Raw genomic sequence first — 25,406 nt, 5'->3', positions numbered from 1 at the left:
AACCACTAAAGGGAGTACGAATTGAAGAAGCGTCGTTTCGCCGCCGCCCTCTTGGGAATTTCCGCTCTGGTCGGTACGGTCGTGATTTCTCCGGCCCCAGCCCAGGCAGCCACCGAATGGTCGATGAGCAACACGAGCGCGGATGTCTCCGGCGCCTGGGTGCACGGTAGTTGGTGGTGGGGCGACAATGGCCGACTGTACGTCAAGGTGCAGGTCAAGGACACCGTGGCGAACGACCGCAACGCGAAGGCGCGGCTCGCGGCCTACTACCGGGACGGTGGAACGCGCTACGAGGAACTCGCCAACGACAACGGCACGAACTCGACGGTCACCAGGACCTACAACTTTGCCTCGAATGTCACGCGGGTCGAGATCAAAGAGTGCACCGACAATTCCCTGAGCGCCAACATCTGTGGAAGCTACAGCACGATCTTCTATCGTTCCTGAACGACCGGCGCAGGCGGCGGCACCCGCACGGATCCGGCGCGGCGACAGGTGGCGGGCCCGGCCACTGTCGCCGCGCCGTGGTGCGCCTGACCGCGCGGGCCAAACCCCGGTCCCGGCCGCAGCCGGGACCGGGGCGACGTCGTGGAACGCCGCTCACAACTGGACGATCTGACCCACACGTGGCGGCGTCCGGCCGGCGAGCGTCTCCGACCAGGCACGTCGCAGGGCGTCGTGGCCGGCGTCGACCCAGAGGTCGAGCCACCCGCTCACAACCCCGGTGAACCGCTGCCAGGCGTCGGTGAACCGCTGGTCGAGCCCGTCGCGGCCCCAGTCCTGGCGGCGTTTGCGCATCTGCACCGGGGCGAAGAACACCTCCTCAGCGGCGTCGGCGTTCGGAGTCTAAGTGGTGAGCCCGACCGCGATTTCCGCGACCAGGGCGTCCGGATCAGCGCGCTGTGCCCGCAGGGCGTGGACACGCCGATGCTCGCCGACGGGCTGGCCGCCGGTCACCTGGGCGCGCGGGTCGTGGCCGCCTCCGGCGCGGTGCTCACCGCCGACCAGGTCGCCGACGCGGCGGTCGCCGGCATCGCCGAGGAGCGCTTCCTGATCCTCCCGCACCCCGAGGTCGCCGACTACGCCCGCCGCAAGGCGGAGGACCCCGACGGCTGGCAGTCCGGCCTGCGCAAGCTCGTCCGCCGCCTGCGGTCCTGAAACCCGGCCGCGCGGATCCGCCTCGCCGCGCACCGCGTGCCGGGCCTGGTTGCGCGGCGCTAGAAGCTGCTGACGAGCTTGACGAAAGCGTCGTCGATCTTCGCCGGGTCGCGGGCGTCGAACGCCTTGCCCGCGGACGCCTTGGCGATCTGGTCCAGCTTCCCGAAGTCGGACTTCTCGTCGAAGGCGATGCAGAAGATCTTGATCGGTCGTTCCGGATCCAACGCGACATCCTTCAGCAGCCGGCCGAGGTTGTTGTCCTTGGTGTACTCGTTCGTGCCGTCGGTCAGCACGACCACCGCGTTGATCCGGGACTGGTCGTAGTGATCGAGCATGTGCCGGTGTGCCGCCCGTACGGTGGCGTACAGCGCGGTGCCGCCCTCAACGTGGAGATTGTTGAGCTCCTTGGTGAGCGCCTTCTGGTTGAAGGGTGACAGCCGGACCTCCTCGCTGTACGGCGACTTCGGCCGCTGTGGGGTCTCGGACGAGAACGACCAGAGCGCGACCTTGTCCTCGGAGTTCAGCAGGCCGAAGCCCTTGGCGGCGGCCCTGGTCGCCACCTGGAACCTGGTCTGGTCACCGATCTTCGCGTTCATCGAACCGGACGTGTCGACGGCCACGAGGATGTTGGCCTTCTTCCGCAGCGTGCCCCAGCCGGTGAGGATCGCCTTGACCACGGCGGGATCCGGCGGGTCGAAGTAGGTGAGGTTCTCGGCCCTCCGCCCGCCGACGGCGGCGATCAACGGGCCGGCCGCGTTCCGCTCGTGGTCGCGGAACCCGTGCCGGCTGAAGCTCTGCTGCTGCGGCGGCTCCTGCAGGAACTTCAGGAAGTCGGCGGCGGCGTCACGCTGCTCCGGGCTGGCCGAGGGGAGCACCACGTACGGGTGGTCGAGGTTGAACGTGCCTTCCTTGGGATACAGCGCGACCAGCGGGACCCTCGGCTTCTTGCCCGGGGTCGGGCTCAGCTTCCCCTCGTTGTACTGGTAGACCAGCTCCTCCTGCGTCACCACCGCGCTCATGTCCGTCGGGGCCGCCGTGTCGGCGCTGGACAGGTCCGCCTCGGCGCGGTCCTTCAACAGGTCCACGATGTCGTCGCTGTAGTGGGACACGTTGGCCTCGATGCGGCGCACGAACTGGGTCACCGCCGGATTCGCGACGTCGCTCTCGGTCAGGTCGCTGGCCCGGTTGATGGCCGCGTAGTAGCTCGCGATCGTGGCCGCCAGCCCGGAGGTGGACAGGTTCGGGTTGACCTTGCCGAAGCTGAACCGCCCCCAGTCGGGGCGGCCGAAGGTGGCCCAGCCCGTGCGCCCGGACGAGCCGAGGACCTCACCCCAGCCGAGTGGGCCCTGTTGCTGGAGGTGCTTTCCCTTCGACTGGGGCATGGCGATCACCAGCGGGCTGTTCGCGATCGACGGGTACCGGCCGGGGGTCTGCGCCGGGCGTCCGGCGGCCTCGTCCAGCAACTTCAACTGCCCGGTCCACAGGCTCGACGTCGGCAACCACACCTGCGGCCGTGGCAGGTCGGGCTGCTCGGCCGCCCAGTCGCCGGCCAGCGCGTCCGTCGAGGCACCGGAGGCGAGGCCGTGCACGGTCACCACGGCGCACCGGTCGCCGACTCGCCGATCGCTCTTGTTGTAGCGTTCCGCCAGCTCGCCGAGCAGCACGTCCTTCTCGATCGACGCGCTGACCTCCAGCGGCGTGCACACGGCGTCCGCCGCCGGCCGGGCGATCAGGTAGGCCGCCGCGATGACTGCGGATCCGGCCACGATGGCCACGGCGTACGGCAGCCACGGCCGGGCAGTCGGTCGACCTGAAACCATCGGTTCCCTCCAGAGGTGCGGCGGTGGCGTCGGCGATGGCCTGCCGGGTTGACCGCTCCCCGGTAGCCGTGTCCGTCCCTGCCCGGGTGGACGGCGCCCCGGCCGCCCACGCCCGGCCGCCCGATGAGCTGGCAGGGCCCCGCCGTGCGCGGATCACACGAACCCGGCGGCGTGGTGCCCGGCATCGCTGCCCCTTCGGCCCAGCCATTGTGACTCCACCGGAACCTTGACGAGCCGCGCCGAGGCGACGGACGACAGAGGTATGGTGTCACGGCCCGCCAGCCCGAAAGCCACTCGCCTCCGGCGTGTCGTGCCGTCTCGGCGGTTCGACGGACGGCGATGTCGGGGACGGCACGGCCCGCAGGTCCGGCCTGTCGCGTCCCGCACCCTCCATTCAGGAGCGGTACGCGGCCCAGGGGGCTGTGCCGCACCCGGGGCGGGAGCGGCGGCAGCGATGACGGTGGACCCCTCGCCCAGAAAAGCGGTGAGTGGCTTGTCTGCCCGCAGCCCGTCCGGGGCCGGGACACCGCTCACAACTGGACGATCTGACCCACACGCGGCGGCGTCCGGCCGGCGAGGACCTCCGACCAGGCGCGCTCCAGGGCGTCGGGCCCGGATCCGGTCCGGACGTCGAGCCATTCGCCCACGACCCCGGTGAACCGCTGCCAGGCGTCGGTGAACCGCTGGTCGAGCCCGTCGCGGCCCCAGTCCTGGCGGCGCTTGCGCATCTGCACCGGGGCGAAGAACACCTCTCCGGCGGCGTCGGCGTTCGGGATCTGGGTGGTGAGTCCGACCGCGACGTCGCGCACGAGCCGGTCGCCGAGGTGCTCCCGCAGCGCGGCCCGGGTGGCGGGCGCGCCGGACAGGTCGAGGTAGGCGGTCGGTACGGCGTCGAGGGCGTGGATGTCGTCGTAGGAGACGACGTCGTCGTAGCACCCGAGCGACCGGGTGAACGCGAGGTTGCCGGGTGAGGTGAGCCCGACCAGGCGCGGGCCCCGGCCGTGCAGCTCGAAGGCGGCGGCGTACGCGGTCTTGCTCGATGCCGACGACAGCACCAGTGACTGCGCCCCGTAGAAGTCGTTGTCGACGACCTGGTCGGCCAGCATGAAGGAGGTGAAGAACAGCGGCCGGAACAGGACCAGCAGGTCCTCCTGGTCTTCCCGGTACGCCGGGTCGCCGGTGGTCGCCCGGTACACGTTGTACGGCGAGGGCAGGTCGGCCCGGTGCGCGCTCGCGTCGCGGAATCCGGAGGCGTCCACCCGGTCCGGCCGCACCACCAGGTGACCCGCCGGCGGGAGGTAGCCGTAGACCCGCTGCCCCGCCGCGACCCCCTCGACCGTGGACTCGACCACCTCGGCGAAGCCCCACAGCGGCGGGAGTCCCCACTGCGGGCCGAGCCCACGGGGGCCGGGCGGGAAGAACTCCCAGTACCGCATCGAGTCGCCGAGCACCGCGTAGGTGACGTTGTTGGCGGTCAGGCCGACGCGGTCCACTCGCAACAGTGCCTCGCCGTCGGCGAGGGTGGGCGTCGTGCCTTCGACGAGGGTGGTCCGGCTCAGGTCGTCACGGGCAACGGCGAAGGTCCAGGAAGCAGGCATGATGCGACGCTAGGCAGCCCCGGAGGCCGAGACAAGTGCACTGCGAGTGCAAAATCCCACTCGCGGTCCGAATGGACGTGGCGACCGGCCGCACGAAGGTGCCGCACCTGTGGCCGGTAGCGGGGATGCGTCGTGACCGCGCGGGCAATCAGGGCGCCGGAACCCATTCCTGCCAGACTCCGACGTCACGGAACCCGAGCCCCCGGTAGAGCCGCAATCCGGCCGGGGTGGACTGCAGGGTCGCGTACCTCTCGCCCCGGTACCGTGCGTCCAGCAGCGCTCGCGTCATGACGGCCCGGCCGAGGCCGCGCCGCTGGAACTCCTCACGGGTAGTGACGAACGAGATGTTCGCTACGGCACCGGTCGTCATCGTGATCGCCCAGGACTCCCACCGCTCGGTCGCATGGCCGTAGGTGTGCGGAAGGTCCGCGAGCATCGACCGGCCCACACCGCTGTGCTGCGCCACGTCACCCGGCGCCACCGCCACCACGGGCACAGCAGGTGGTCGATCCCAGCCGGCAAGCTCAAGCACCATCGGCACCGTGCACTCGTTGCGCCGATACCCCACTACTTCGAGGCCGTCGCCGGGCTGCCGCACCCATACCGCATGGTGACGCTCGCCGAACACCTTTCGGATCCGGTCGAGCCCCCTCGGCGAGCGCAACAGTGCGTTACACAGGGCCGGATGCGAATGCGACATGGTCACCGCATCCTGATCGTCGACGACCTCGCCTTCCGGATCCACCGAGGCGAGCAGTCGCCATGAGGCGATCAGCGAGTTCTCGTGCAAGGTGAACAGACCGTCGAGCACGCCGAGACCGTACCAGCGGACATTGGTCCCGACATGACGGTCTGACAGGGCGCCCCATGGATGTGGTGGTGGCACCGGCGGCCACCGTTGTGCACGGAATCATGCGACGTAGACGCGTCGCAGCCGCTGGCGCCGCAGGAGTGTCGTCGCGGGTGATCAGCGGGGCCCGGCGGACGGCGCCACGTCGCGGAGGGGGCCTAGCGGCGCCAGCGGAGGGGACCGGGGCGCACGGACCAGAGGAGCCGGCGCCACCAGGGGCGGGCGGCGCGCAGCGTGGCGACGTAGTCATGGGCCGTCGTGGTGGCCCGCGCGGCCTGCTCCGCAGTGGTCGTGCCCGGGGCGAACGCCGTCTGGTTGAGCAGCCCCGCCAGCTCGTCCACCCGGGCGTCCAGGTCGCCGGCAGCCGTCATGGTGCCCGTCGGTCCGGTGCCTCCCGGTCCGGGGCCGCTCAGGGCGGTGCCTCCCGGGGCGGTGCCGGCGGGACCGGGGGAGGGGCCTGCCGTCGTCGGGGCGTGCCCGGACCGCCTCGCGCGGGCGTCGGCGACGGCCCGGCGGGCGTGGGCGGCGACCTCGGAGGCGGAGAGATCCCCGCCGACCGGGTGCCCGGACAGCCGCAGCGCGTCGGTCACCTCCCGCCAGGCGCCGGCGATCCGCTGGCCGGGGTCGGCCCGCTCCAGCCGCGCCCGGGTCAGCGCCCGGCGCATCAGCAGCAGCGCGAGCAGCGCGACCACGACCAGCAGCAGCACGCCGCCCGTCCCGCCGCCGACCAGCAGCGCCGTCGACGGTCCACCGGAGCCGGCCCGCCCGCCCGGCGCGGCGGCCGGTTCCGGCGACACGGTCGGCTCGACCGTGGGCTCCGGCACCTCCGACGGGGGCGGCTCCTCCGGCGCGGGGCGGAAGTCCTCCTCCACCGGGCGCGGCTCCTCGTCGGGCCTGGGCAGCGGGTCGAACGGCACCCAGCCCAGCCCCTCGAAGAGCACCTCCGGCCAGGCGTACGCGTCGCCGGCCCGGACCGGACCGTCGCCGGCGGCACGGAAGCCCACCACCACCCGGGTCGGCAGCCCCGTCAGCCGGCCCAGCACGGCGAACGCCGCCGCGAACTGCTCGGAGGTGCCCCGCTGCCCGCCGGCGTTGCGGGGTCCGAAGAGGAAGAAGTTCAGGTTCGGGTACGCGTGCCCGCTGGGCGCGTCCGCGACGAGGCGGTAGTGCTCGGCGAGGAACTGCTCCACGGCGGCGGCCCGCGCGTACGGGGCGCCGTTGGACTCGGCGAGCTGGGCGGCGAGCCGGCGCAACGGTTCCGGCACCCCGTCGGCGACCCGCAACACCCGGGCCACGTCCTCGCCGGCCGGCACGTCCGCCGTGGCGAGCAGGTTGGAGTCGGGCGTCTCCAGCGCCGACGTCACGTCGTAGCGCAGCCCCGGGGTCAGGCCCTCCGGGCGGATCAGCGTCCCGGTCGTCGGGTCGTACGCGACCCGGGCGCCGGTGACCTGGCGCGGGGTGGCGACGGCGGGCAGCAGCCGGCCGCTCAGCCCGGCGACGGTGATCTCCTGCCGTACCGTCTCCACGGTGCTGTCGGCCGCCGGCGCCGTCACGGGCAGGATCCGCCCCGCGTTGCGGTACGTGGCGCCGACCCGCCAGGTCACGCCGTCGTAGTCGCTGAGCACCGCCAGCCGGATCGGCACCGGGCGTGCGGCGGCGCCCGGCCCGGGGGCGGCCCCCGGCTCCTCGGCCGGCGCGGAATCCGGCGGGCCCGACCGTTGCGTACGCACGTCGAGCAGCTGCTGGCCCGGGTTCAGCGCCCAGCCGGAGATCCGGATGAGCGGGTTCTCGTCGAGGGTCTCCACCTGCGGCGGCTCGACGTACCGCCGGGGGTCCACCGGCCGGCCGTCGACCTGGCCGGCGAGCAGCGGACCGAGCAGCGCGACGAGGCCGACGACCACCGCGAGGCCGGCGGCGGAGGCGGCGGCGAGCCGGGCCCGGACGGCCGCGCGGACCGCCGGGGCCAGCCCGGCGGCCGCGTCGGCGCCGGCCGCCCCGCGTGGCGGCACCGCCAGCCCGAGCACCGCCACGGCCACGAGGGCCAGCGTCGGCCCGATCGCGGGATCGGCGTTCGGGCCGACGACGTAGAGCGCGGCGGCGTAGAGCAGCACCGGCGGCAGGTAGCCGAGCAGCACCCGACCCGCCCGCATCGCCACCTCCGCCCCGGCGAGACCGGCCAGCCACGCGGCGACCAGCGGCACCAGCACCGTGTCGGGGGTCGGCTCCACCGGGATCATCGCCGTCAGCAGCCGGGGGATGCCGTTCGCGGCGGCGTCGGCGGTCACCTCGGCCAGGCCCCCGGGCAGCTCGGCGCGGGTCGCGGTGAGCCGCAGCGACCAGGCCGTCCAGCCCGCCATCGCGAGCACCGAGACGGGTGCGACCAGCCACGAGGGCAGCCGGCGGGCGGCCACGCTGACCAGCACCGAGCCGACCGCCGCCCCGAGCACCAGCCAGGTCAGCAGCGGGCCGGCATAGACCCGGCCGAGTACCGCGCCGGCCAGGCCGATCATCCCGACCAGCGCCAGCGGCACCGGGACGGCCCGCAGCGCCCGCGCCACCCGGGCGACCCCACCGCCGCCGGCCGACCCGGGGTCGCCACCGCCACCGGCTGGCCCGGGGTCGCCAGCTCCGCCGCCAACCCCGGACGGCCCGGCGGCGTCCGTCGCGACGCCGCCGGTGCCCCGCCCCGCCTGACCGTCGGGACCGCCGCCGGCCACCGTCACCACCTGCGCACCCCGTCCCACTCGGCGGCGAACGCCGCCCCGTCCGCGGCGTCGATCACCACCAGGCCGGCCGCGCCCGACGGCGCCGGCTCCGTCGCCCCGAAGACCCCCACCACCACCGACGGGTACGCGGCCCGCAGCGCGCCCACCGTCCCCAGGTCGTCCCGGCCGCCCGGCCCGGTGAGGAAGACCAGCGTGTCGCCGAGCCGTTCCCGCCGCAGCCGGGTGGTGGCGGGCTGAAGGTCACCCCCGTCGGCGAGCTCCGCCGCCGCGAGCCGGTCCAGCGGCCCCTGCGCCGCCGCGTCACCGCCCGCCGGCTCCGGCGCGACCAGCAGCAGCACCACCGGCAGATCCTCGCGGTACGCGGCCACCAGCACCGAGGCGGCGGCCTCGCACGCCGACTCGAACGACTCGGCCACCCCGTCCAGGCGCTCCGGGTGGGCCGCCGCCCGGTTGTCCAGCAGCACCACGATCCGGGGCAGGCTGGTGTCCACGTTCTCCCGCACCATCAGCTCGCCCACCCGGGCGCTGGTCCGCCAGTGCACCCGGCGCAACTCGTCACCGACCACGTACTCGCGTAGCGAGTCGAAGGTGATCGAGCCGTGCGGCACCTTGTCCACCCGGCCGTCCAGGCTGCGCCCCGCCCCCGTGGGCACCGCGTTCAGCGGGTGCACGCGCGGGTGCACCCAGACCGGCACCGTGCCGCCGTACGGGCGGGCCAGCGCCACCAGGCCGAGGGGGTCGCGCCGGGTCACCCGCAGCGGCCCCACCGGCACCACGCCCCGGCGGGCGGTCGGCACCTCGTAGCGGACCGTGGTGTCCCGGCCCGGTCGCAGCCGCAGCAGCGGCACCGGGACCGCCCGGTCCCCGCACCGGTCCTCGGCCACCAGGCTCGCCGCCCGCAGCCGCCCCGCGTTGCGCACCGTCAGGGTCATCGCCGCCGGCTCGCCGCGCGCCACCCGGTCCGGGTCGGCGCTGCGGGTCACCTCCAGGCGGGGCCGCCACGCCGCGCTCAGCACGGCGTACCCGACGGCGATGCCGGCCGCCGCCCCGAGCAGCGTCAACTCCGGGTACGCGAAGCGGAAGCCGACGCCCAGCAGCACGACGGCGGCGACGAGCAGCCCGACACACCGGGCGGTGAGCGCGGACACCGGCGTCGCCGGTCAGCCCTGGACCGGGGCCGGCTGGCCCGAGGGGAGCGGCACCGGAACCGAGGCGACCGCCTGGCGCAGCACCTCGGCGGCGGTCACCCCGCGCACCTGCGCGTCGGGGGTGAGCAGCAGCCGGTGCGCGAAGACCGGCTCGGCCAGGGTCTTCAGGTCCTCCGGCATGATCCAGCCCCGCCCGTCGATCAGCGCGTACGCGCACGCCGCCCTCGTCAGCGCGATCACGCCCCGGGGACTGACGCCGACCCGCACCTGCGGGTGGGTGCGGGTGGCCGCAGCCAGCCGCACCGCGTACGCGTAGAGCGGCTCGGCGATGTGCACCCGGCGGGCCATGCGGACCATCTCCCCGACGGTGGCCGTGTCGGTGACCGCCGTCAGCGCCTCGGGGGAGCGGACCGTCGCCCCGCGCAGCACCTCCACCTCGACCGCCTCGTCGGGGTAGCCGACGGAGAGCTTCACCAGGAAGCGGTCGAGCTGGGCCTCCGGCAGCCGGTACGTGCCGTCCATCTCCACCGGGTTCTGGGTGGCCACCACCAGGAACGGCTGCGGCACCGGGTGCCGGACGCCGTCGACGGTGACGGTGCGCTCCTCCATCACCTCCAGCAGCGCCGACTGGGTCTTCGGCGACGCCCGGTTGATCTCGTCGGCGATGACGATGTTGGCGAAGACCGGGCCCGGGTGGAACTCGAAGCCCCGGGTGGCCTGGTTGAAGATCGTCACCCCGGACACGTCGGAGGGGAGCAGGTCAGGGGTGAACTGGATGCGCCGCCACTGCCCCTTCACGGTCGCCGCGACGGCCCGGGCCAGGGTGGTCTTGCCGACCCCCGGCACGTCCTCCAGCAGCACGTGCCCCTGGGCGAAGAGCGCGGTCAGCGCCAGCCGGACCACCTGGGGTTTGCCCAGCACCACCGCGTTGACGTTCTCGGCCAGCCGGGCGGCGAGGGCGGCGAAGCCCTGCACCTCCGGCTGGGTGAGCGGGTCTGGGGTGTTCACGCGGGTGGTGCTCCTTGCCTGGGTGGGTCAGCAGGTGGGCAGGTCCTTGATGTCGTCGCCGCCCTCCAGGTTGAGCCAGGCCCAGGGGATGTAGTTCTTCCCCTTGTAGTCGACCTGCACCCACCAGGTGCTCTGCTTCTGGTTGTTGTAGATCCAGGAATCGACGTTCTCGCCCGACTTCTTGCAGTACGCCTTCAGCCGGGTGCCGGGCTTCGCCCAGCCGGCCTGCTGGTCGTTGTCCTGCCGGGTGACCTTGAAGACCTCGTTGCCGTTGCGGCCGTCAACGTCCCTGTCGCAGTACGTGCGCTGTTCGCCGTCCGGCCCGTTCTTGCAGGTCGCGATGCCGTAGAGGGCGTCGGTCGTCTGGGCGCGGGTGCCGGTGCCCTTGCCGGCGGCGTTGCTCGCGGTCACGGTGAACGTGTACGCCGTGCCCGGGGTCAGGCCCGTCATCGTGATGCTGGAGCAGTTGCCGGTCTTCGCCGGCTCACCGCCCGTGCTCAGCGAGCAGGTCGCCTTGCCGCCGCCGGCGTCCACGGTGAACGTCACCGTCGCCGACGTGGCGGTCGCCGAGGAACCGGTCACGGTGACACGGGGCTCGGCCACCGTACGGGCCGTGGCGGTGGCCTCCGGGCCGGGGCCGGCCTCGTTGACCGCCCGCACCTTCACGGTGACGTTCTGGCCGTTGCCCAACCCGTCCACCGTGGCCCGGGTGTCGGTCACCTCGCTGCTGCGCCCGCCCACGTCCACGACGTACTTCGTCACCGGCCGGCCGTTGGCCACCGCCGGGGACCACTGCACCGCGACGGAGCCCGGCCGGTCGGCCACAGTGGTCGGTCGCAAGTCGGTCGGCCGCTCCGGCGGCGCGTACGGCACGACGGTGTTGCTCACCGGCGAGGCCGCCGAGCCCGCGCCCCGGTCGTTGACCGCCACCACCGTGAACGCGTACTGCGTGCCGTACTCCAACTCGCCCGCCGGCACCACCAGTTCCGTCCTGCGGGACTCGCCGGCCGGGGCGTTGGTGCCCGCCGACGTGGCCGTGACCACGTACTTCGCGATCCTGTTGCCCTGCCCGTTGGCGGCCGGCCACTTCACCAGCACCGTGCCGTCCGGGCGCTCCTGGGCGGTGACGGCGGCCGGCGGGTCCGGCACCGCGGCCGTCGGCGTCACCGGGTTACTGGTGCGCGCGGGACCGTCGCCCTTCGCGTTGACCGCGTGCACCGAGAACCGGTACGTCTCACCGTTGGTCAGGCCCTTGATCTCCACGGCCCGCTGGTTGGCGCCCACCTGCACGCGCTGGCCGGCGCCCTGCACCACGTACCGGACGATCTCCGCCCCGTTGGCCGGAGCCGGCCGCCAGCTCACCCGGGCCTGCGCGTTGCCGGCGGCGGCGGTGACGCCGCGCGGGGCGCCCGGCTTGCCCACCTCGGGCTTCTTCGGCGGGGGCGGCGGCGGGGGAGCCGGCGGCGGGTCGCCGCCGAGCACGTCGTTGGCGTACTTGTCGACCTCGCGGACCTGGTGCTTGTCGTCCACCACCTGCGCGGTCGCCGAGTCGGGGGCGTTGATGAAGAGGTGGTTCTCCCGCACCTCCAGCTCCAGCGGCCCGGTGCCCCGGCCCCGGATGGTGTCGACGAGCTGGCCGCCGGAGTCGAACGCGTAGACCGTGCCGGACGCCTCGTCGGCGCAGTAGTACCGCCCGGCCCACGCCACGGCCGGGCTGAGCTGGTCGCCCGCGCCCGGCACCGTGAACGCCCGGACCGCGCCACCACTGTCGACCACGTGCACCCGCCGCTCGCCGGGCACCGTCACGGGCACGTCCGGCCCGCTCGTCCGCGCCGGCAGCGCGCCCGGCGCTGCCATCGTCAGCGGCGTGGTCCGGACCTTGCCGCCCTGCACCCGCACCAAAGCACCCGCCGTACGGTCGAGCACGGCGACGCCGTCGTCCAGGGTGGAGAGGACCAGCTCGTGGCTGGCGTCCGCGACGTCGTACGTCTCGACCTTCTTCGGGCTGAGGCCGGCCCCGGCGGGGGCCGCCGACGCGGGCGCGGAGGGCAGCGGCGCGGCGGTGACCGCCGAGACGGTGCCCTCGCTGGGCACCGCGATCCACAGGCGCCCCTCGCCGTCGAAGGACCCGCCGGTGATGCCCGGCGGGTAGCGCACCGGCTCACCGATCGGGGTCAGCGACCGCGGGTCGAGCTGCCGGACGACACCCTGCACGGCGTCGACGACGAACGCCGCGTCCTCGTGCAGGGCGACGTTGACGCCGAGCCCCGGGGTCGTCCGGGTGGTCGCGGTGATCTGGAGGGTGGCCAGGTCCAGCGAGCTGACCTGCCCGGTGTTCAGGTCCCGCAGGACCAGCAGGCGGTCGGTCTGGGTGACCTGCACCGGGTGCCGGCGGGCGCCCGGGACCCCGACGCGGGTGTCGACCCGCGCGGTGATCCCGTTGACGCGGGCCAGCTCGCTGCGCGCGGCGCTCCACAGCCAGGAACTCGCGTCGTGGCTCGCCACCGCGTTGTCCGCCGCACCGAGGCCGTGGACGGTGAGCCCCATGGCGGCCAGCAGCGCGGCCACCGTCGCGATGGTGACGACCCCGCCCCGCATCCGGCGGGGCCGGGGACGCGGGGGGCCGGTGCCGGCGTGCCCGGCGTCGTCGATGGTGGCCACTACCGGCTGCCTCCCGTGTCGTCCCTGGCAGGTGGCACGCCATGACGGCGACCCTCCCCTGAGCCGGGTGCCATCATATGGCCGGGTCGGGGGCATGGGAACCCGCACCGTCCCCCTGTGGACACCGAGCGTGTGCGCCGCGCCGTGGTGTCCGGTCAGCTCGACGGCGTGTCGCCCTCCCGTTCCGTGCAGACCTGCCCGGACGTGGCGAACGAGTCCGTCGAGTAGACCGCCAGCACCGTGAAGCAGTAGTCCACCCGCGAGTTCAGCCCGTTGACCGTGTAGCTGGTCCGGCCCGGGTCCACCGTGGCCATCACGCCCAGCGCCTGGCCGGTCCGGCCGCCGGCCACCATGAACGGCACCCCGCCGCCCGCCGGGTCCGTCCAGTTCAGGGTGATCGTCGCCGAGTCGTCCTTCAGCGTCAGCCCGCCCGGCGGGGGACCGGCCGCCGACGCGGACGGCGCGGCCGCAGACGGCGAGCCGGGTCCCGCTGGCGGCGCCGCGTCCCGGTTGAGCACCAGCACGCCCACGCCGACGAGCGCCACCACGGCCAAAACCGCGACGACGACCGCGACGATGACCGCCGTGCGGTTCCGGCCGCCCTCCTCGGGCTCCGGCATCATCGGGTACGCCGGCGGCGGCGGGAAGGCCGGCGCCTGCTGCTGCGCGGGGTGCTCGGCCGTCGACCGGGTCCGCACGGGCTGCGCCTTCATCGGGAACGTCTCGTCGATGTCGAGGTACGCCGGCGGCAGGTCGTCGACCCGCTCCGGCTCCGGCTGCTCCACCTCCTCCCGCTGCCGTTGCGACTCGGCCCGCTCCAGCTCCTCCTCGACGTCCGGCTGCTCGGCGTCGCTGTCGGCGTCGGTGGTCGCGCCCGTGAGCGCCTGCGGGGGCGCCGTGCTGCTCCACGGCGGCGCGGACATGCTCCACGGCGGCGCGCTCACCGGCGGTTGGCCCCCGGGTGGGGCGCTCACCGGCGGCTGAATCCCGGGGGGCGCGCTGAACTGCTGCGGAAGAGCGGGCGGCGCGTTGACCGGCGGTGGCATCACCGATGGTGGGGGCGGGATCGGCGGCAAGGGGGGAACCGGCGGCGTGCTGACGCCCCGCGGCGGTGTGCTGAACGGTGGGCTGCTCGTCGAATGCGCGGGCGGCGCGCTGAACGGTGGGCTGCTCGTCGGGTGCGTGGGCGGTGCGCCGAAGGGTGGGCTGCTCGTCGCGTGCTCCGGCGGTGCGCTGACGGGAGGCGTGGGCGGTGCACTGACGGGCGGGCTGCTCGTCGGGTGCGCGGGCGGTGCGCTGACCGGAGGCGTCGGTGGTGCGCTGACGGAGGACGACGGCGGTGCGCTGACCGGTGGTGTGCTGACTGGCGGTGCGCTGATCGGCGCGGCGTGTGCCGCTGCCGGTGGCGTGTCGAGCGGTGGCGTCTCGGATGATCGGGCGGGGCTGACCGGAGCATCCGGTCCGGCGGGAGCACCGGCGGCGCGAGCGATCTCCTCGGCGAGCAGCGGTTCGATCTGCTTGACCTGGATGGTCGGCTTGGCCCATCCGGGCGCCGGCCCCGCCGGGCGCTCCGGCGCCGCCGCCTCCGACGCCGGGGCGGTCGCCTCGGGCGCGGATGCGCGCGGGGCCTCGTCGACGGATCCGGTCAGCCGCGAGGACCGGACGTCCGGCGCGGCAGGCTCGGGAGCCGGCGTGCCCGGTCCGGGTGCCGCGGCGCTGGTCGCACCGGTGGTGGAGGACGGTTCGGCGGCGGGCCCCGCTGTCGTTGCGGGCGGCGTGGTGGTCGACGGGGACTCGGCTCCGGGCGCCGCCGTCCCGGCCGACGGGCCGACGCTCGGGGACGCCTCGTCGGCGGGCCGGTGTCGCGGCGCACCGGCGGGTCCCGTCGGGGGCACCGCAGCCCTCGTCTGCGCGGCCGGCTCGGCGCCGACCGGGGAAGGGACGGGTGGCTGCGGCGTGGCCGGCACGGATGGGGCGGGCGGCTGCGGCGTGGCCGGGGCGGATGGGATAGGTGGCTGCGGCGTGGCCGGCACGGGTGGGGCGGGCGGCTGCGGCGCGGTGACGACGGGAGCGGCGGCCGCGTGACGCGGGAGCGGCGGAGCGGGTGGCGGCACGGCAGGCGGAGACGACACCGGGGCCGCCGTCGCCGGCGGGGCCGGCGGCTGCGCCGTCCTCGGGGCCGGAACGACGGAGGCCACCCCGGCCGACGCGGGCGGGGCGGGACGCGGCGGGCGCTGCGGCGCAGGCGTGGCGGGACCCGGCATCGCCGGCGGTGGGGTCGGTCCGGGGGCAGGCGCCCAGGGAGACTGCGGTGACGCCGGTGCGGGGCGCTGCGCCGGGACGACCGGGGGCGGCGGCACCTGAGGGTGCGCCGGGGCGGCGGTGGACGCCGACGGTACGACCGGGGGCGGCGGGATGGGCACCGCCGGGGCGTACGGCGGCTGCGCCGAGGGCGGCACGGCCGGCGGCGGGGGCACGACGGCACGGGCCAGCCCCGGTGGCGCGGGCACGACCGGCGGCGGCGGGATCGTCGGTGGTGGCGGGATCCGCTGCGGCGGGGTGGCGTACGGGGTGGCCTGGCCCCGCCCCGGGGCATGCGGTGTCTGCGGCGGCGCCGGCACATGGGGTGGCGGCGGCGGGGCCCACGCCTGCCGGGGCGGGGCGGGCACCACCGGCGGGGGCGGAACCTGGGCGCCCTGCGGCGGAGCCGGATACGGCTGCGGCGGCACGGGCGGCATCTGCGCCGCGTGGCCGGCCGAGTGAGGCGGCTGCGGGGACGCCGCAGGGTGCGGCGCCGGGGCGACGGGGGTGGCCCGTCCCACGCCGCGTACGCCCGGAACGGGCGGCGGCGGCGGGATCGGCGGGGTGTACGGGGCGGCCGGGGGGCCGCTCACGACGTGCGGTGTCGGCTGCGCGACGGGCGGCTGCGGGGGGCCGGCCGCGGCGGGCTCGTGCGGCCGCCAGGTGGTGGAGAGCACCGCCAGCGACATCGTCGGCTCGGAGAGCGCGGACATGGCGGGCCGCGCGGCCGGCGGGGCGGGCTGAGGGGCGGGAGCGGCGTCGCCGAGATACTGCCGTGCCGTGCGTACCGCAGGATGGTCGGCGCCGAGCACGGCGGGCCCGAGGGCGGCGACGCGGGTGTAGTTACGGCGCGCCTCGTGCCGGTTGCCCAGCTCGTCCGCCACCGCGGCCAGCTCGAAGGAGAGCGCCAGCATCAGCGGGTCGGACGGCGGCCAGAGGCGCTCGCCGGCGGCGAACGCCTCCTCCAGCACGCGCCGGGCGGCACCCGGGTCGTCCGCCTCCCGGTGCAGGCGGGCCAGCAGGTGCGCGGTGCTCAGCACATCCGGGTGGTCCTTGCCGTACGGCGGCCGGGCGGAGCCGACGGCGTCGTTGAGCAGTCGACGGGCGGAGTAGAGATCGCCCGCGGCGCGCAGGGCGAGGGCCCGGTGCTGCACGGCGGCCAGGGGAGAGGGATGGGACACGTGGCCATGCTGCCGCGTGAGGCCTGTCGGACGCTACCCAGGTCCACCGGTTGGCTGCGGCTCATACGGGTCCGGTCACCCGTCCGACCTGCGGCGACCCATCGGCCGGAAGCTGATGTGCATGATCCACCCGGGCCGTGTACAGTAACTCCCCGTGCGGCCCACCAGGGCGGCCGACGGGTGGAAGATCGCCTCGGTCGACACGGTAGGCTGGACGAGCAGGTCCGGGTGGCGGAATGGCAGACGCGCTAGCTTGAGGTGCTAGTGCCCGTATAGGGCGTGGGGGTTCAAGTCCCCCCTCGGACACAAACTTGCGGCATCCATGCCGTCTTCTACGTACTGGTGGTCAGGGCTCCTTGACCACGTGAATCTGATCTTCGCGACCAACTTCGCCAGCCCTGTGTCGGTTGGCGGTGGTGGTCGCTGTGGCTGAGTCTTCTCTGGCTTCTGTCATCCCTCCAGTCCTTCTGCCGGCCCGTGGTCGAAGCAACCCGCGTGACGCCCATGCACCGCTGCGTCGGGCTCCGTGCCGATGCCAGCGCTTGCGCAGCAGCGGTCCGAGGCCAAGGTGTACCGTCTCGCGTCGGTCGATGCCAGTGACCGGATCCGTGATCGAGGCATCGTGCGTGCCCTGGCTTGGGAGCCGGGTGCCCGACTGGAGATCCGCGAGAGAGCTGGCGTCATTGTCGTGCGTCGGGATCCTGGTGGAGTTTTCGCTCTCACCGGTCAGGGGCACCTATTGCTGCCGGCGCCCCACAAGAGAAGCAGGCGGCGGCAATGCGGGGGTACGTCAGAAAGACCGGCGGCCCGTTCGGCGGGGGCGAGGGTGTTGGTCATCGGGATGCCTCCGGCGCGGGGTCGAGTTGGGCCATGAGGGCTTCCACCGGCTAGTTGTCGAACCAGAACACGATGCGCACGTCCTCCGGGGCACCCAGCTTCGCCAGCAGGTCGAGCCGACCGAAGTACCAGTCGTGGAGGAACCCGCGAACCGTCTTCACCTGCGGCTCACCCTCACCACGCTGATCGGCGAACGTCTGGTCATAGTCGAACGCCAGCAGTTCAGCAAGGGTCAGCCACGTGTGGCTGTGCCCGTCAACGTTCCAGTCGTCGCTTTTGGCGCGAACCTCGGCGGACACGTCGGCGGGCAGGCCGCGCGGCTCGGCGATGACCGGCGACTCGGAGTAGTTCCGGACGTCGGCGAGGAATCCGAACAGGCCGTAGTCGCGGGCGCCGTCAAACGGGCACTGCTTTTCCTTGGGGAACTCGTTGTCGGGGAAGGTGTTGTCTCCGGCGTAGGCCCAGGTGCCGTTGGTGCGGGTTTCGACGTAGGCGTGGATGTCGGATCCCATGGGTGGCTCCTTCGAGGTGTTGGGCTAGCGCGACCAACAGGGCAACCTGACCCTGCCAAGGTCCAACTTGGGAGAATGGTTCCACCCGCGAACACCGACGGGAACGGCCGACAGGCCGTCGCACTACTTTGGCGCGGGACCGGGATGGCGCTGATCGTCTGCGCGGTGACGAAGTCGTGCTCTGGTCGACGCGTTCGTCGCGAAGGTCGACGAGGACCTCGCCGTCTCCGCCGGGCTCAACCTGGCCGGCCTCACCACGGGTGGAGCGGTATAGGACTGCCTTCACGCAGGTAGGACAACGACCACCGCGCCTCCTGCCGCAGGAGTGGGGTGAGGCGCGGCTCTGCCAGGAATGCCTCGTACAAGGTCGTGCCTCGGCTGGGATCCGTGTCGGCGACGCAGCGGATCGCCGCACTGCGTACCACGAGGTTCTCATCGGCGAGGGCCTGCTCGACCGCCTCCCGGCTCGCCGGGCCGGTGTGCTTGGCCAGTGCCCTGACGGCGTTGACGCGGTGCAGGAAGTCCTTGTGCCGAGCCTGCTCGCAGAGGATGTGCGTAGCGCGGGGGTCGTTGATGTCGCCGAGGATCACGATGTCCGTGGTGCCGACGCGGTTCGGCAGCTGGGCGAGGAACTCCTCGGGCGCGACCGAGGCGGCGATGTGCAGGGCGGCCGACCAGCTGTCGCCCAGCTCCCGGCCGGTGGATTTCGTGACCAGGTTCGCCCTGGCCGTGCCGTAGTAGAGGTCGAAGACGCGTTTCGCTCCGGTGGGCCCGGCAGCGATCAGGGCTTCGTCGGCCCCGGGCTCCCCGTCGAGAACCTTGACGATCACGGCATCGAGACCATCGTTCATCGGCCCATGATGCCATTGATCTTGTCGACTGCATGATGGGGTGCCACAGCCACGGCAACCCGGCCGCCCGGGGAAACCGGATGCGGACGCTGAGCGGGCCGTGCGGGCGCTTGCAGCCGAACATGATCCGCGAGACAGGACCCAGTGGTGGGACAGCGTTCGCCCAGTGCCTGCTCGATGTCCATGGTCCTACTGGCGGTAGCAGGCTCTCGTGCATGGTGGGGAGGTCGCCCACGGGCGCAGCCGAATACAGGCGGTGGTGTCCTCGGGTGCAGGTGTCAGTGCCCGATGACGCCCTGGAGGTCCACGGCGACCTGGATCGCCGCGATGGTCTTGCGCTTATGCAGGTTCTGGACCTTCGCCTGTCCACCCGTCGACAGCAGCGGCACGAAGATGAACGACTCGTCGCAATGCAGCTCGCCGTGCACCGCGACCGCCTCAGGGAAGAGGTCCCAGTGGAGGTTGTCGGAGAGTTCCTCAGGGCCATCCAAATCGACCATGAAAGGAAGTTGCGCAGCGTGGTGTTGAGTCCGCCCAGGCTCTCCTCGAAGACCGTTGCCTCGGCGGCCGCCCACCATGTGGCTACACCCTCCGCGACCTCCCCCGGCCGAGCTCGCGGCGGCGCTGGTCCAGCTCGTCGGCTCCGCTGAGCCGCCGGTGTGCTGGGTGGCCGACGCTGCCACGGCCGCTGTCCCGGAGCAGAAGAGGAAGATCCTGCTCGATCAAGCTGGCGCGCACCAAAGACCTGTCATCGTCGCTCACTCACGACAACGCCTGATCGGCTACCCGCACACTGATCCGGCGGACATCGCCGGTGACGCCAGCAACTGTGGATGCACGCCCACACCCGGCGGCACACCGGGGCGGTGGCTGACGGGGTGGGGCCGGGCGTCTGCCGAGACGACGTGCTCTGGTTGTCCATCCGCAGGCGTACGGTGACCGCCTGGCGCACCGTCCGGTGTCGCGAGCATCCACCGCTCTCCCGATACGGCGGCCGGATCCTCCACGTCGAGAAGCACACGCTGGCGCAGTTCGCGGGCGATGTCTTGCGCCACTGCTGCCTGGGAAAGGGACACGGGCGTCGATGGCGGCCAGATGATGCACAGCCCCATCTCGAAGCCTTCCGGGTAAGGGATGACCTGCACGAATCCGACCGATCCCTCCTGGAGACAAGCCTCCGATTCCAGCGGTAGGCCGCAGGCCCGGGAGCAGGCGAGTACAACAGCCGCATCAGATGCGGCCTGCTCGACGAAGAAGTTCATGAAGTTCTGGTCTGTCATTTCGGGCATATACCCTTGCGGGCCATCATGCGCAGCAATGCCTCCACTCGCCGTCCTCGGCCGTCACCTGCTGCGGTCTCGTGGCGTGCCGATCAATGTGCTTGGGGTCGGTGCCGGGTCAGGCGGCATGGCGCCGGTTTTCGACGGCGCCAGTCAGCGGGTCTTCTTCGTCGCCCGCTTGCGGGGTGGCGTCAACAGGTCGGCGATCGCGGCGATCGCGGACGGCACCAGGCGGTAGTACGCCCAGACGCCGCGCTTTTCACGCTCGAGTAGGCCGGCCTCGGTGAGGATCCGAAGGTGGTGACTCACCGTGGGTTGGGAGAGGCCGAGCGGCGCGGTGAGGTCACTGACGGACGCCTCGCCCTCCGGAGCGGACTGGATCAGGCTGAGCAGTCGCAGCCGGGCCGGGTCGGCGAATGCCTTCAGCACTCCCGCGAGCCGCTCGGCATCGGCGCGCTTGATCGGCTCGCCGGCAAGGGGCGAGATGGCAGGCGTCGTAGTTTTCGCAGTTCCCACGTCTTGCATCGTTGCAGCAACGCCACCGGTAGGCCGGCGAAACGAGGGCTGGATCACGGTGAATGATGTGGTGGTCGTCGGGGGCGGGCAGAGGGCTTGTGGGCCTGACCCGGTTTGACGGACATCCCAGATCAGGGGCTCTGAGCCCCTCGGGAGGATGTTCATCATGGAAGGCATGGGAAGAACCCGCGCCGGCCTCGCAGGGCGTTCACGGCCGGAGTTCAAGGCGGAGATCGGCGGGGTGTTCGGGGACGCCGTTCGATGGCGGCCAGGTATGGGGTGGCCGGGTGGACCGGATCGCGGCTGTCGGTAGTTTCCGAGTGGCCTAACTTGATCTTTAACCTGCTGGGCGGTGGCATCGACCCCGGCTGATCATGAGGACAGCCCTTGATCGATCATTCCTCTTGTCCAGGGAAGAAGATCAAGGGATGTCTCGTATCCCTGATGTCTGTCTGTTGAGGACGATGGGGGCAGGTGATCTCGGTAGCCCGCTCGGCGTGGATCTTTCCGTTCACCGGGCTGTAGCCGCCCGGTTCCGCACGCTGGTCCGGCTGGTCGCCGAGCGTGGCGGTGACGGCATCGCCGACGGCCGGCCGGGCTGACAGTGGGCCCTCGACCTGCCGGATCGGGTGTTGCTGGTCGCCGCGTACTGGCGTACGAACCTGACGATGCGGCAGTCGGCTGCCGTTCCGCTCCGGACGACGGTTCGTGCTGCCTGTTCCGCCTGTCATCGGCAATTATCCAATGGGGCTTCGCCCAGTTCGGAGCGGGTGCGCCGTGCTGCGATTGTCATGGCTCCGGAGTCAACCCGGTTCGGCCGTTTTTTGCGGCGCGCCCTGCGGACTCATTCCTGGTGACCGTCGGGCCTCGTGTCGGGAAGGCGTATTCGCTTGCATTAATCGGGCAGTGGCCGGTGTCGGTCCGTGGGTGGTGCCGGGAAGAGCCGTGCTCCATTCGTGCCCGCTGCCTCGCGTGTTGTCCCTCCTCACTATTCCGATTGGGATTCGGACGTATCCCAGGTTTTCCTGCCAGCTCGCCGGGCCAACTGTGGGCCGGAGGCGGGAGTGTCGCCCCGGGTTCGGCGCCGAAGAGGGTGACCTGCCAGGTTTTCGTCCACTTTGGTAACTATGCAGATTTTGCGGTCAAATTGGCGGTAGCGGTATTGGATGCTTTGCCAGGGCGTCGGGCGTGACTGATAGTTATCGTTTTGCCGGCGCTCGATGCAGATGAGGGGAAGCTGTCCGTTTGGATGATGTTTTCAAGAGACGCGGTGGACCGAGACTGTGCGAGTCACGGTGGCGTGGCTGGCAAATGATCCTTGTTTCAACCCATGGTATTCATGCAGCTGGCGAGTATTGCGCGGACGGTTAGGGCTATTTCCGGAAAGGGTGGGAGCGCTCGGTGTTCCCGCGCGGCGGGTCGGTCCATTGGCTGCGGCTTCCTCTCCGGGTGGGACCGCGCGGCGGCCCGGTCGTCGAGTGGCCGCTGGCCGACGACCAAACGCGGGCTCGGCTGCGATCGCGCAGGGCACGGAGGGACGTTCGGTGAAGTACGGCATCCTGGGACCGCTGGAGGTGGTTCATGGCACCGAAACCGTGCAGCTCGGTGGCCCGCGCGACCGGGTGATCCTGGCGATGCTGCTACTCGAGGCCAACCAGGTGATCCCGGTGGAGCGGCTGATCGACGCGGTCTGGGACGACCCGCCGTCGACGGCACGCGGTCAGGTGCAGATCTGCATCTCCAACCTACGTCGGCGGCTTCAGGCGGTCAGCGGGCGGGACCTGATCGACACCCGTAGCCCCGGCTATCTGCTCAACGTCGGTCCGGACGAACTCGACCTGCGGGTCTTCGACGCCCGGGTGGCCGAGGCTCGTGACACCGGTGGCCCGCTCGCCGCTGCCGCGTTGCTGCGCGGCGCGTTGGCCCTCTGGCGTGGTCCCGCGTTGTCCGGGATGGACAGCCGGGTGGTCACCTCCTACGTCAGCCGGCTCAACGAGCGCCGGTTGGCGGTGCACGGCGAGTGCATCGACCTGGAACTCCAGGCTGGTAAGCACTACGAGCTGGTCGGCGAGCTGATCGAACTGGTGGACCGGCACCCGCTCCAGGAGCACTTCCGTGCCCAGCTGATGATGGCGCTGTACCGCTCGGGCCGGCAGGCCGAGGCGCTGGAGGGCTACCGCCGCGCCAGCGAGGTGCTGATGGACGAGCTCGGCATCAACCCCGGCGAGGAGCTGCGTCGACTGCACCAGGCCATTCTCGAGGGCGAGTGTCCGATTCCGCTCCCGCCGCACGGTTCCGCTGTCGCGGCGACCATCGCCCCGGCAGCGCAGGTGCGGTCGTTGGTGCCGAGCCTGCTGCCGGCGGCGATTCCGGACTTCACCGGCCGGGCCCCGATCGTCGGCGCGATCCGCGCCCAGCTGGGGGAGCAGGGGCAGGTTGAGGCCGATGGGCCGGTGGTGCGGGTCGGGGTGATCGTCGGACCGGGCGGGGCGGGCAAGACCACGCTGGCCGTCCACGTCGCGCACCAGCTCGCCCCGGAGTTCCCCGACGGGCAGCTCTTCGCCCGGCTGCGGGTCGGTGACCGTCCGGCCAATCCTGCGGACATCCTGGAACGCTTCCTGCGGGCCCTCGGCGTGAGCGGTGCGGCGATGCCGGACGGGATCGAGGAACGGGCCGAGCGCTTCCGCGACCTGCTCGGCGGGCGTCGGATCCTGGTCGTGCTGGACGACGCGATGACCGAACAGCAGATCGCGGTGCTGTTGCCGGGCACCGCGAAGTGCTCTGTGATCGTGACCAGCCGTCGCCGGCTCACCGGATTGCCGTCGGTCAACCGGGTCGAACTCGGCGCGCTCAGCCGGGGCAACGCCGTGCAGCTGCTCACCCGGATCGTCGGTCCGACACGGATCGCCGCCGAGCCGTCGGCCGCCGACGAGTTGTGCCGGCTCAGCGGCGACCTGCCGCTGGCGCTGCGCATCGTCGGCGCCCGACTCGCGGCCCGGCCGCACTGGAGCGTGACCGACCTGCTCGAGCGGTTGGTGGACGAGTCCCGCCGCCTGGACGAGCTCAACCACGGCGAGATGGGGGTCCGGGCCAGCATCTCGGTGACCTACGAGGGGCTGTCCGCGGACGCCAAGGTCCTGCTGCGCCGACTCGCCCTGCTGGATTCGCCCAGCTTCGCGTCCTGGGTGGGCGCGCCGCTGCTGGAGACCGACCATCTGCGGGCGCAGGACGCGCTGGAGGAGCTGACTGAGGCGTACCTGATCGACACCGAGCCAGGGCCGGTGGCCGGTCAGCTGCGATATCGCTTCCACGACATCACCCGCCCGTTCGCCCGCGAGAGGTTCGTCGAGGAGGGCCCCGAACAGCGGCGGGCAGCTCTCGAACGCTGGTTCGGCGCGCTGCTGGCGCTGGCCGGTGAGGCGCACCGCCGGGAGTACTCCGACGACGTCCTCGCCCCGAACAGCGGGGCCAGCCGTTGGCCGCTGCCGGCGCCGTTGGTGGACCGGTTGCTGGCGGATCCGCTGGCCTGGTTCGAGCAGGAGCGCGCCACCATCGTCGCCGCCGTCGCCCAGGCCGCCGCCAGTGGGATGGTGGAGCACGCCTGGGACCTGGCGTTGACCGCGGTCACGCTGTTCGAGTCCCGCTCGTACCTCAACGACTGGCGGCAGACCCACGAGGTCGCGCTGAACGCCGCCTGCCGCGCCGGCGACGTGCGGGGTGAGGCGGCGATGCGCTACTCGCTCGGCTCGCTGCACATGTTCGCCCAGCAGAGCGCACCGGCAGCCCGGCAGTTCACGCGTTCCTACGCCCTCTTTGAGGAGTTGGGCGACCGGCTCGGCATGGCACAGGTGCTGCGGAACTCGGCCTACCTCGACCGGGTCAACGGCGACCTGGCCTCGGCCCGCGACCGCTGGGGCCGGGCACTGGAGGCCTTCCAGCTGCTCGGCGACCGGATCGCCGAGGCGCACGTGCTGCACAACCTGGCTCAGATCCACCTCGACTACGGCGAACAGGACGCGGCCTACGAATTGCTGGTCCGGGCCGGGCAGATCTGCGAAGAGGTCGGCAACCGTCGGGTCGGTGCGCAGGTCCGGCACCGGCTGGGTGAGCTGCTGCTGCGCCGGGGGGACCTTGAGGGAGCCGGGGTGGCCTACCGCGGGGTGCTCGACTCGGTGCGGGCCGCCGGCGACCAGATCGGTGAGTGTTACGCCATCCTCGGGCTGGCGGCGGTCGACCATCGACGTGGCGACCTGGCGTCCGCCGCCAGGCGGCTGGCCCGGGCCCAGGCGCTCGCGGTGGCCGCCGGTGACCGGATGGCCGAGAGTCGGGTGGCACACGCGCTCGCCGACGTGGCCTTGGATGCCGGGGAGCTGGGTTCGGCCGCCGAGCACGCCGATCGCGCGGTGCGGATCTTCGGTGAGATAGGCGCCGCGCTGCTCGGTGCCAGCGCGATGGCGTTGCGCGGGCGGATCCACGTGGCCGCCGGTGAGCGGGCCGCCGCCCGGGCCGGTTGGGAGTCCTCCAGGGCGGTGCTGTCCGGGCTCAGCCTGCGCGGTGCGGTCACGCTGCAGGCGCAGCTGCGACGGGATTTGTCCGCACTGGGCGTCGCGGATGCCGATCGGCCCGTCGCACCGGTTGGATCAGACGTTGTTCACGCCGGCCGGCCCGCCGGCGGCGAGGAGGCGACCGGGTCCGGGCCGGCCCCACGGGCCTGAGAGCCGCCGCCGCGCCGGGATGGTCGTACCTGACCGTCCCGGCCATCCGGTCTCAGCCCCAGATCGTGTTGCGCTGCGGATCCGCGGGCGGGGTGGGAGATGCCGTGGGCGCTGGCTCCAGGGGTGCCGTGGGAGGTGCCGACGGGGCGGGCACGTGACCGTGGCCGGGATCGGCCGAGGTGATCGGAGCGGCCCAGGACAAGCCGACGTATGCCACCGGTCCGGCCGCCACGGCGCCGAGGAG

The 25,406-nt window shown here is 72.7% G+C and carries 17 protein-coding genes, 1 tRNA gene and 4 pseudogenes; 7 read left to right on the top strand and 15 right to left on the bottom strand.

What is annotated here, in order from left to right:
- Positions 1–21: 21 nt before the first annotated feature.
- Complete coding sequence (locus ABZ573_RS15460; protein ID WP_151456878.1) at positions 22–447, top strand: hypothetical protein; 426 nt, start codon at positions 22–24, stop codon at positions 445–447.
- Positions 448–600: 153 nt separating this feature from the next.
- On the opposite strand, the gene ABZ573_RS15455 is transcribed toward ABZ573_RS15460, so the two are convergent.
- The gene (locus ABZ573_RS15455; protein WP_225852446.1) at positions 601–819 is read right to left on the bottom strand and encodes a DUF2855 family protein; all 219 of its coding nucleotides are present in this window, start codon (positions 817–819) and stop codon (positions 601–603) included.
- Between the two features lie 51 nt (positions 820–870).
- Here ABZ573_RS15455 and ABZ573_RS15450 point away from each other — a divergent pair.
- Positions 871–1,158: pseudogene (locus tag ABZ573_RS15450) on the top strand (dehydrogenase); the annotation flags it as partial.
- Between the two features lie 59 nt (positions 1,159–1,217).
- Here ABZ573_RS15450 and ABZ573_RS15445 read toward each other — a convergent pair.
- The 8 genes and pseudogenes from ABZ573_RS15445 to ABZ573_RS15410 form a co-directional block, all read right to left on the bottom strand.
- Entirely contained in the window at positions 1,218–2,978 is a 1,761-nt protein-coding gene (locus tag ABZ573_RS15445) for a substrate-binding and VWA domain-containing protein (protein WP_327028966.1), read from the bottom strand.
- A gap of 530 nt (positions 2,979–3,508) precedes the next feature.
- Positions 3,509–4,576, bottom strand: a complete 1,068-nt coding sequence (locus tag ABZ573_RS15440; protein WP_327028965.1) for a DUF2855 family protein — start codon at positions 4,574–4,576, stop codon at positions 3,509–3,511.
- A 148-nt stretch (positions 4,577–4,724) separates the two neighbouring features.
- Entirely contained in the window at positions 4,725–5,387 is a 663-nt protein-coding gene (locus tag ABZ573_RS15435) for a GNAT family N-acetyltransferase (protein ID WP_151456881.1), read from the bottom strand.
- A 197-nt stretch (positions 5,388–5,584) separates the two neighbouring features.
- Positions 5,585–7,984 carry a transglutaminaseTgpA domain-containing protein gene (locus ABZ573_RS15430; protein WP_358118673.1) on the bottom strand — a complete coding sequence of 800 codons (2,400 nt, stop codon included), beginning with the start codon at positions 7,982–7,984 and terminating at the stop codon, positions 5,585–5,587.
- Between the two features lie 161 nt (positions 7,985–8,145).
- Positions 8,146–9,300 (bottom strand): DUF58 domain-containing protein, encoded by a 1,155-nt coding sequence (locus ABZ573_RS15425; protein ID WP_358118635.1) that lies wholly within the window; start codon positions 9,298–9,300, stop codon positions 8,146–8,148.
- 12 nt (positions 9,301–9,312) lie between these two features.
- Positions 9,313–10,308, bottom strand: coding sequence for a MoxR family ATPase (locus ABZ573_RS15420; protein WP_358118633.1), 996 nt, complete (start codon positions 10,306–10,308; stop codon positions 9,313–9,315).
- 27 nt (positions 10,309–10,335) lie between these two features.
- Entirely contained in the window at positions 10,336–12,906 is a 2,571-nt protein-coding gene (locus ABZ573_RS15415) for a fibronectin type III domain-containing protein (RefSeq protein ID WP_358118671.1), read from the bottom strand.
- A gap of 218 nt (positions 12,907–13,124) precedes the next feature.
- Positions 13,125–13,580, bottom strand: a pseudogene (locus ABZ573_RS15410) (fibronectin type III domain-containing protein); the annotation flags it as partial.
- A 481-nt stretch (positions 13,581–14,061) separates the two neighbouring features.
- Between ABZ573_RS15410 and ABZ573_RS15405 the strand changes: the two are divergent.
- Positions 14,062–15,054 (top strand): hypothetical protein, encoded by a 993-nt coding sequence (locus ABZ573_RS15405; protein ID WP_358118678.1) that lies wholly within the window; start codon positions 14,062–14,064, stop codon positions 15,052–15,054.
- Positions 15,055–15,351: 297 nt separating this feature from the next.
- Positions 15,352–15,732, top strand: a complete 381-nt coding sequence (locus ABZ573_RS15400; protein WP_358118676.1) for a hypothetical protein — start codon at positions 15,352–15,354, stop codon at positions 15,730–15,732.
- A gap of 497 nt (positions 15,733–16,229) precedes the next feature.
- Here ABZ573_RS15400 and ABZ573_RS15395 read toward each other — a convergent pair.
- A pseudogene (locus ABZ573_RS15395) lies at positions 16,230–16,424 on the bottom strand (tetratricopeptide repeat protein); the annotation flags it as partial.
- A 249-nt stretch (positions 16,425–16,673) separates the two neighbouring features.
- Here ABZ573_RS15395 and ABZ573_RS15390 point away from each other — a divergent pair.
- A tRNA-Leu gene (locus ABZ573_RS15390) sits at positions 16,674–16,757 on the top strand.
- A gap of 581 nt (positions 16,758–17,338) precedes the next feature.
- Here ABZ573_RS15390 and ABZ573_RS15385 read toward each other — a convergent pair.
- From ABZ573_RS15385 to ABZ573_RS15365, 5 genes are all read right to left on the bottom strand, one after another.
- Positions 17,339–17,800: a hypothetical protein gene (locus tag ABZ573_RS15385; protein WP_151452368.1), complete on the bottom strand. Its 462-nt coding sequence runs from the start codon at positions 17,798–17,800 to the stop codon at positions 17,339–17,341.
- Positions 17,801–18,051: 251 nt separating this feature from the next.
- On the bottom strand, positions 18,052–18,651 hold the full coding sequence (locus ABZ573_RS15380; protein ID WP_151452366.1) for a HEAT repeat domain-containing protein: 600 nt from the start codon (positions 18,649–18,651) through the stop codon (positions 18,052–18,054).
- A gap of 278 nt (positions 18,652–18,929) precedes the next feature.
- On the bottom strand, positions 18,930–19,151 hold the full coding sequence (locus ABZ573_RS15375) for a T6SS immunity protein Tdi1 domain-containing protein (protein WP_225851872.1): 222 nt from the start codon (positions 19,149–19,151) through the stop codon (positions 18,930–18,932).
- A gap of 282 nt (positions 19,152–19,433) precedes the next feature.
- Positions 19,434–19,931 (bottom strand): hypothetical protein, encoded by a 498-nt coding sequence (locus tag ABZ573_RS15370; protein ID WP_327028963.1) that lies wholly within the window; start codon positions 19,929–19,931, stop codon positions 19,434–19,436.
- A 153-nt stretch (positions 19,932–20,084) separates the two neighbouring features.
- Entirely contained in the window at positions 20,085–20,456 is a 372-nt protein-coding gene (locus ABZ573_RS15365) for a metalloregulator ArsR/SmtB family transcription factor (RefSeq protein WP_151452385.1), read from the bottom strand.
- Between the two features lie 465 nt (positions 20,457–20,921).
- Here ABZ573_RS15365 and ABZ573_RS15360 point away from each other — a divergent pair.
- A pseudogene (locus tag ABZ573_RS15360) lies at positions 20,922–21,124 on the top strand (IS5/IS1182 family transposase); the annotation flags it as partial.
- An 867-nt stretch (positions 21,125–21,991) separates the two neighbouring features.
- Positions 21,992–25,162 (top strand): BTAD domain-containing putative transcriptional regulator, encoded by a 3,171-nt coding sequence (locus ABZ573_RS15355; RefSeq protein ID WP_358118630.1) that lies wholly within the window; start codon positions 21,992–21,994, stop codon positions 25,160–25,162.
- The last annotated feature ends 244 nt before the right edge of the window (positions 25,163–25,406 follow it).

The organism is Micromonospora sp. NPDC007220, from assembly GCF_040634035.1.
Taxonomy (GTDB): Bacteria; Actinomycetota; Actinomycetes; order Mycobacteriales; family Micromonosporaceae; genus Micromonospora; species Micromonospora reichwaldensis.
This window is presented reverse-complemented; position numbering and strand designations above follow the sequence as displayed.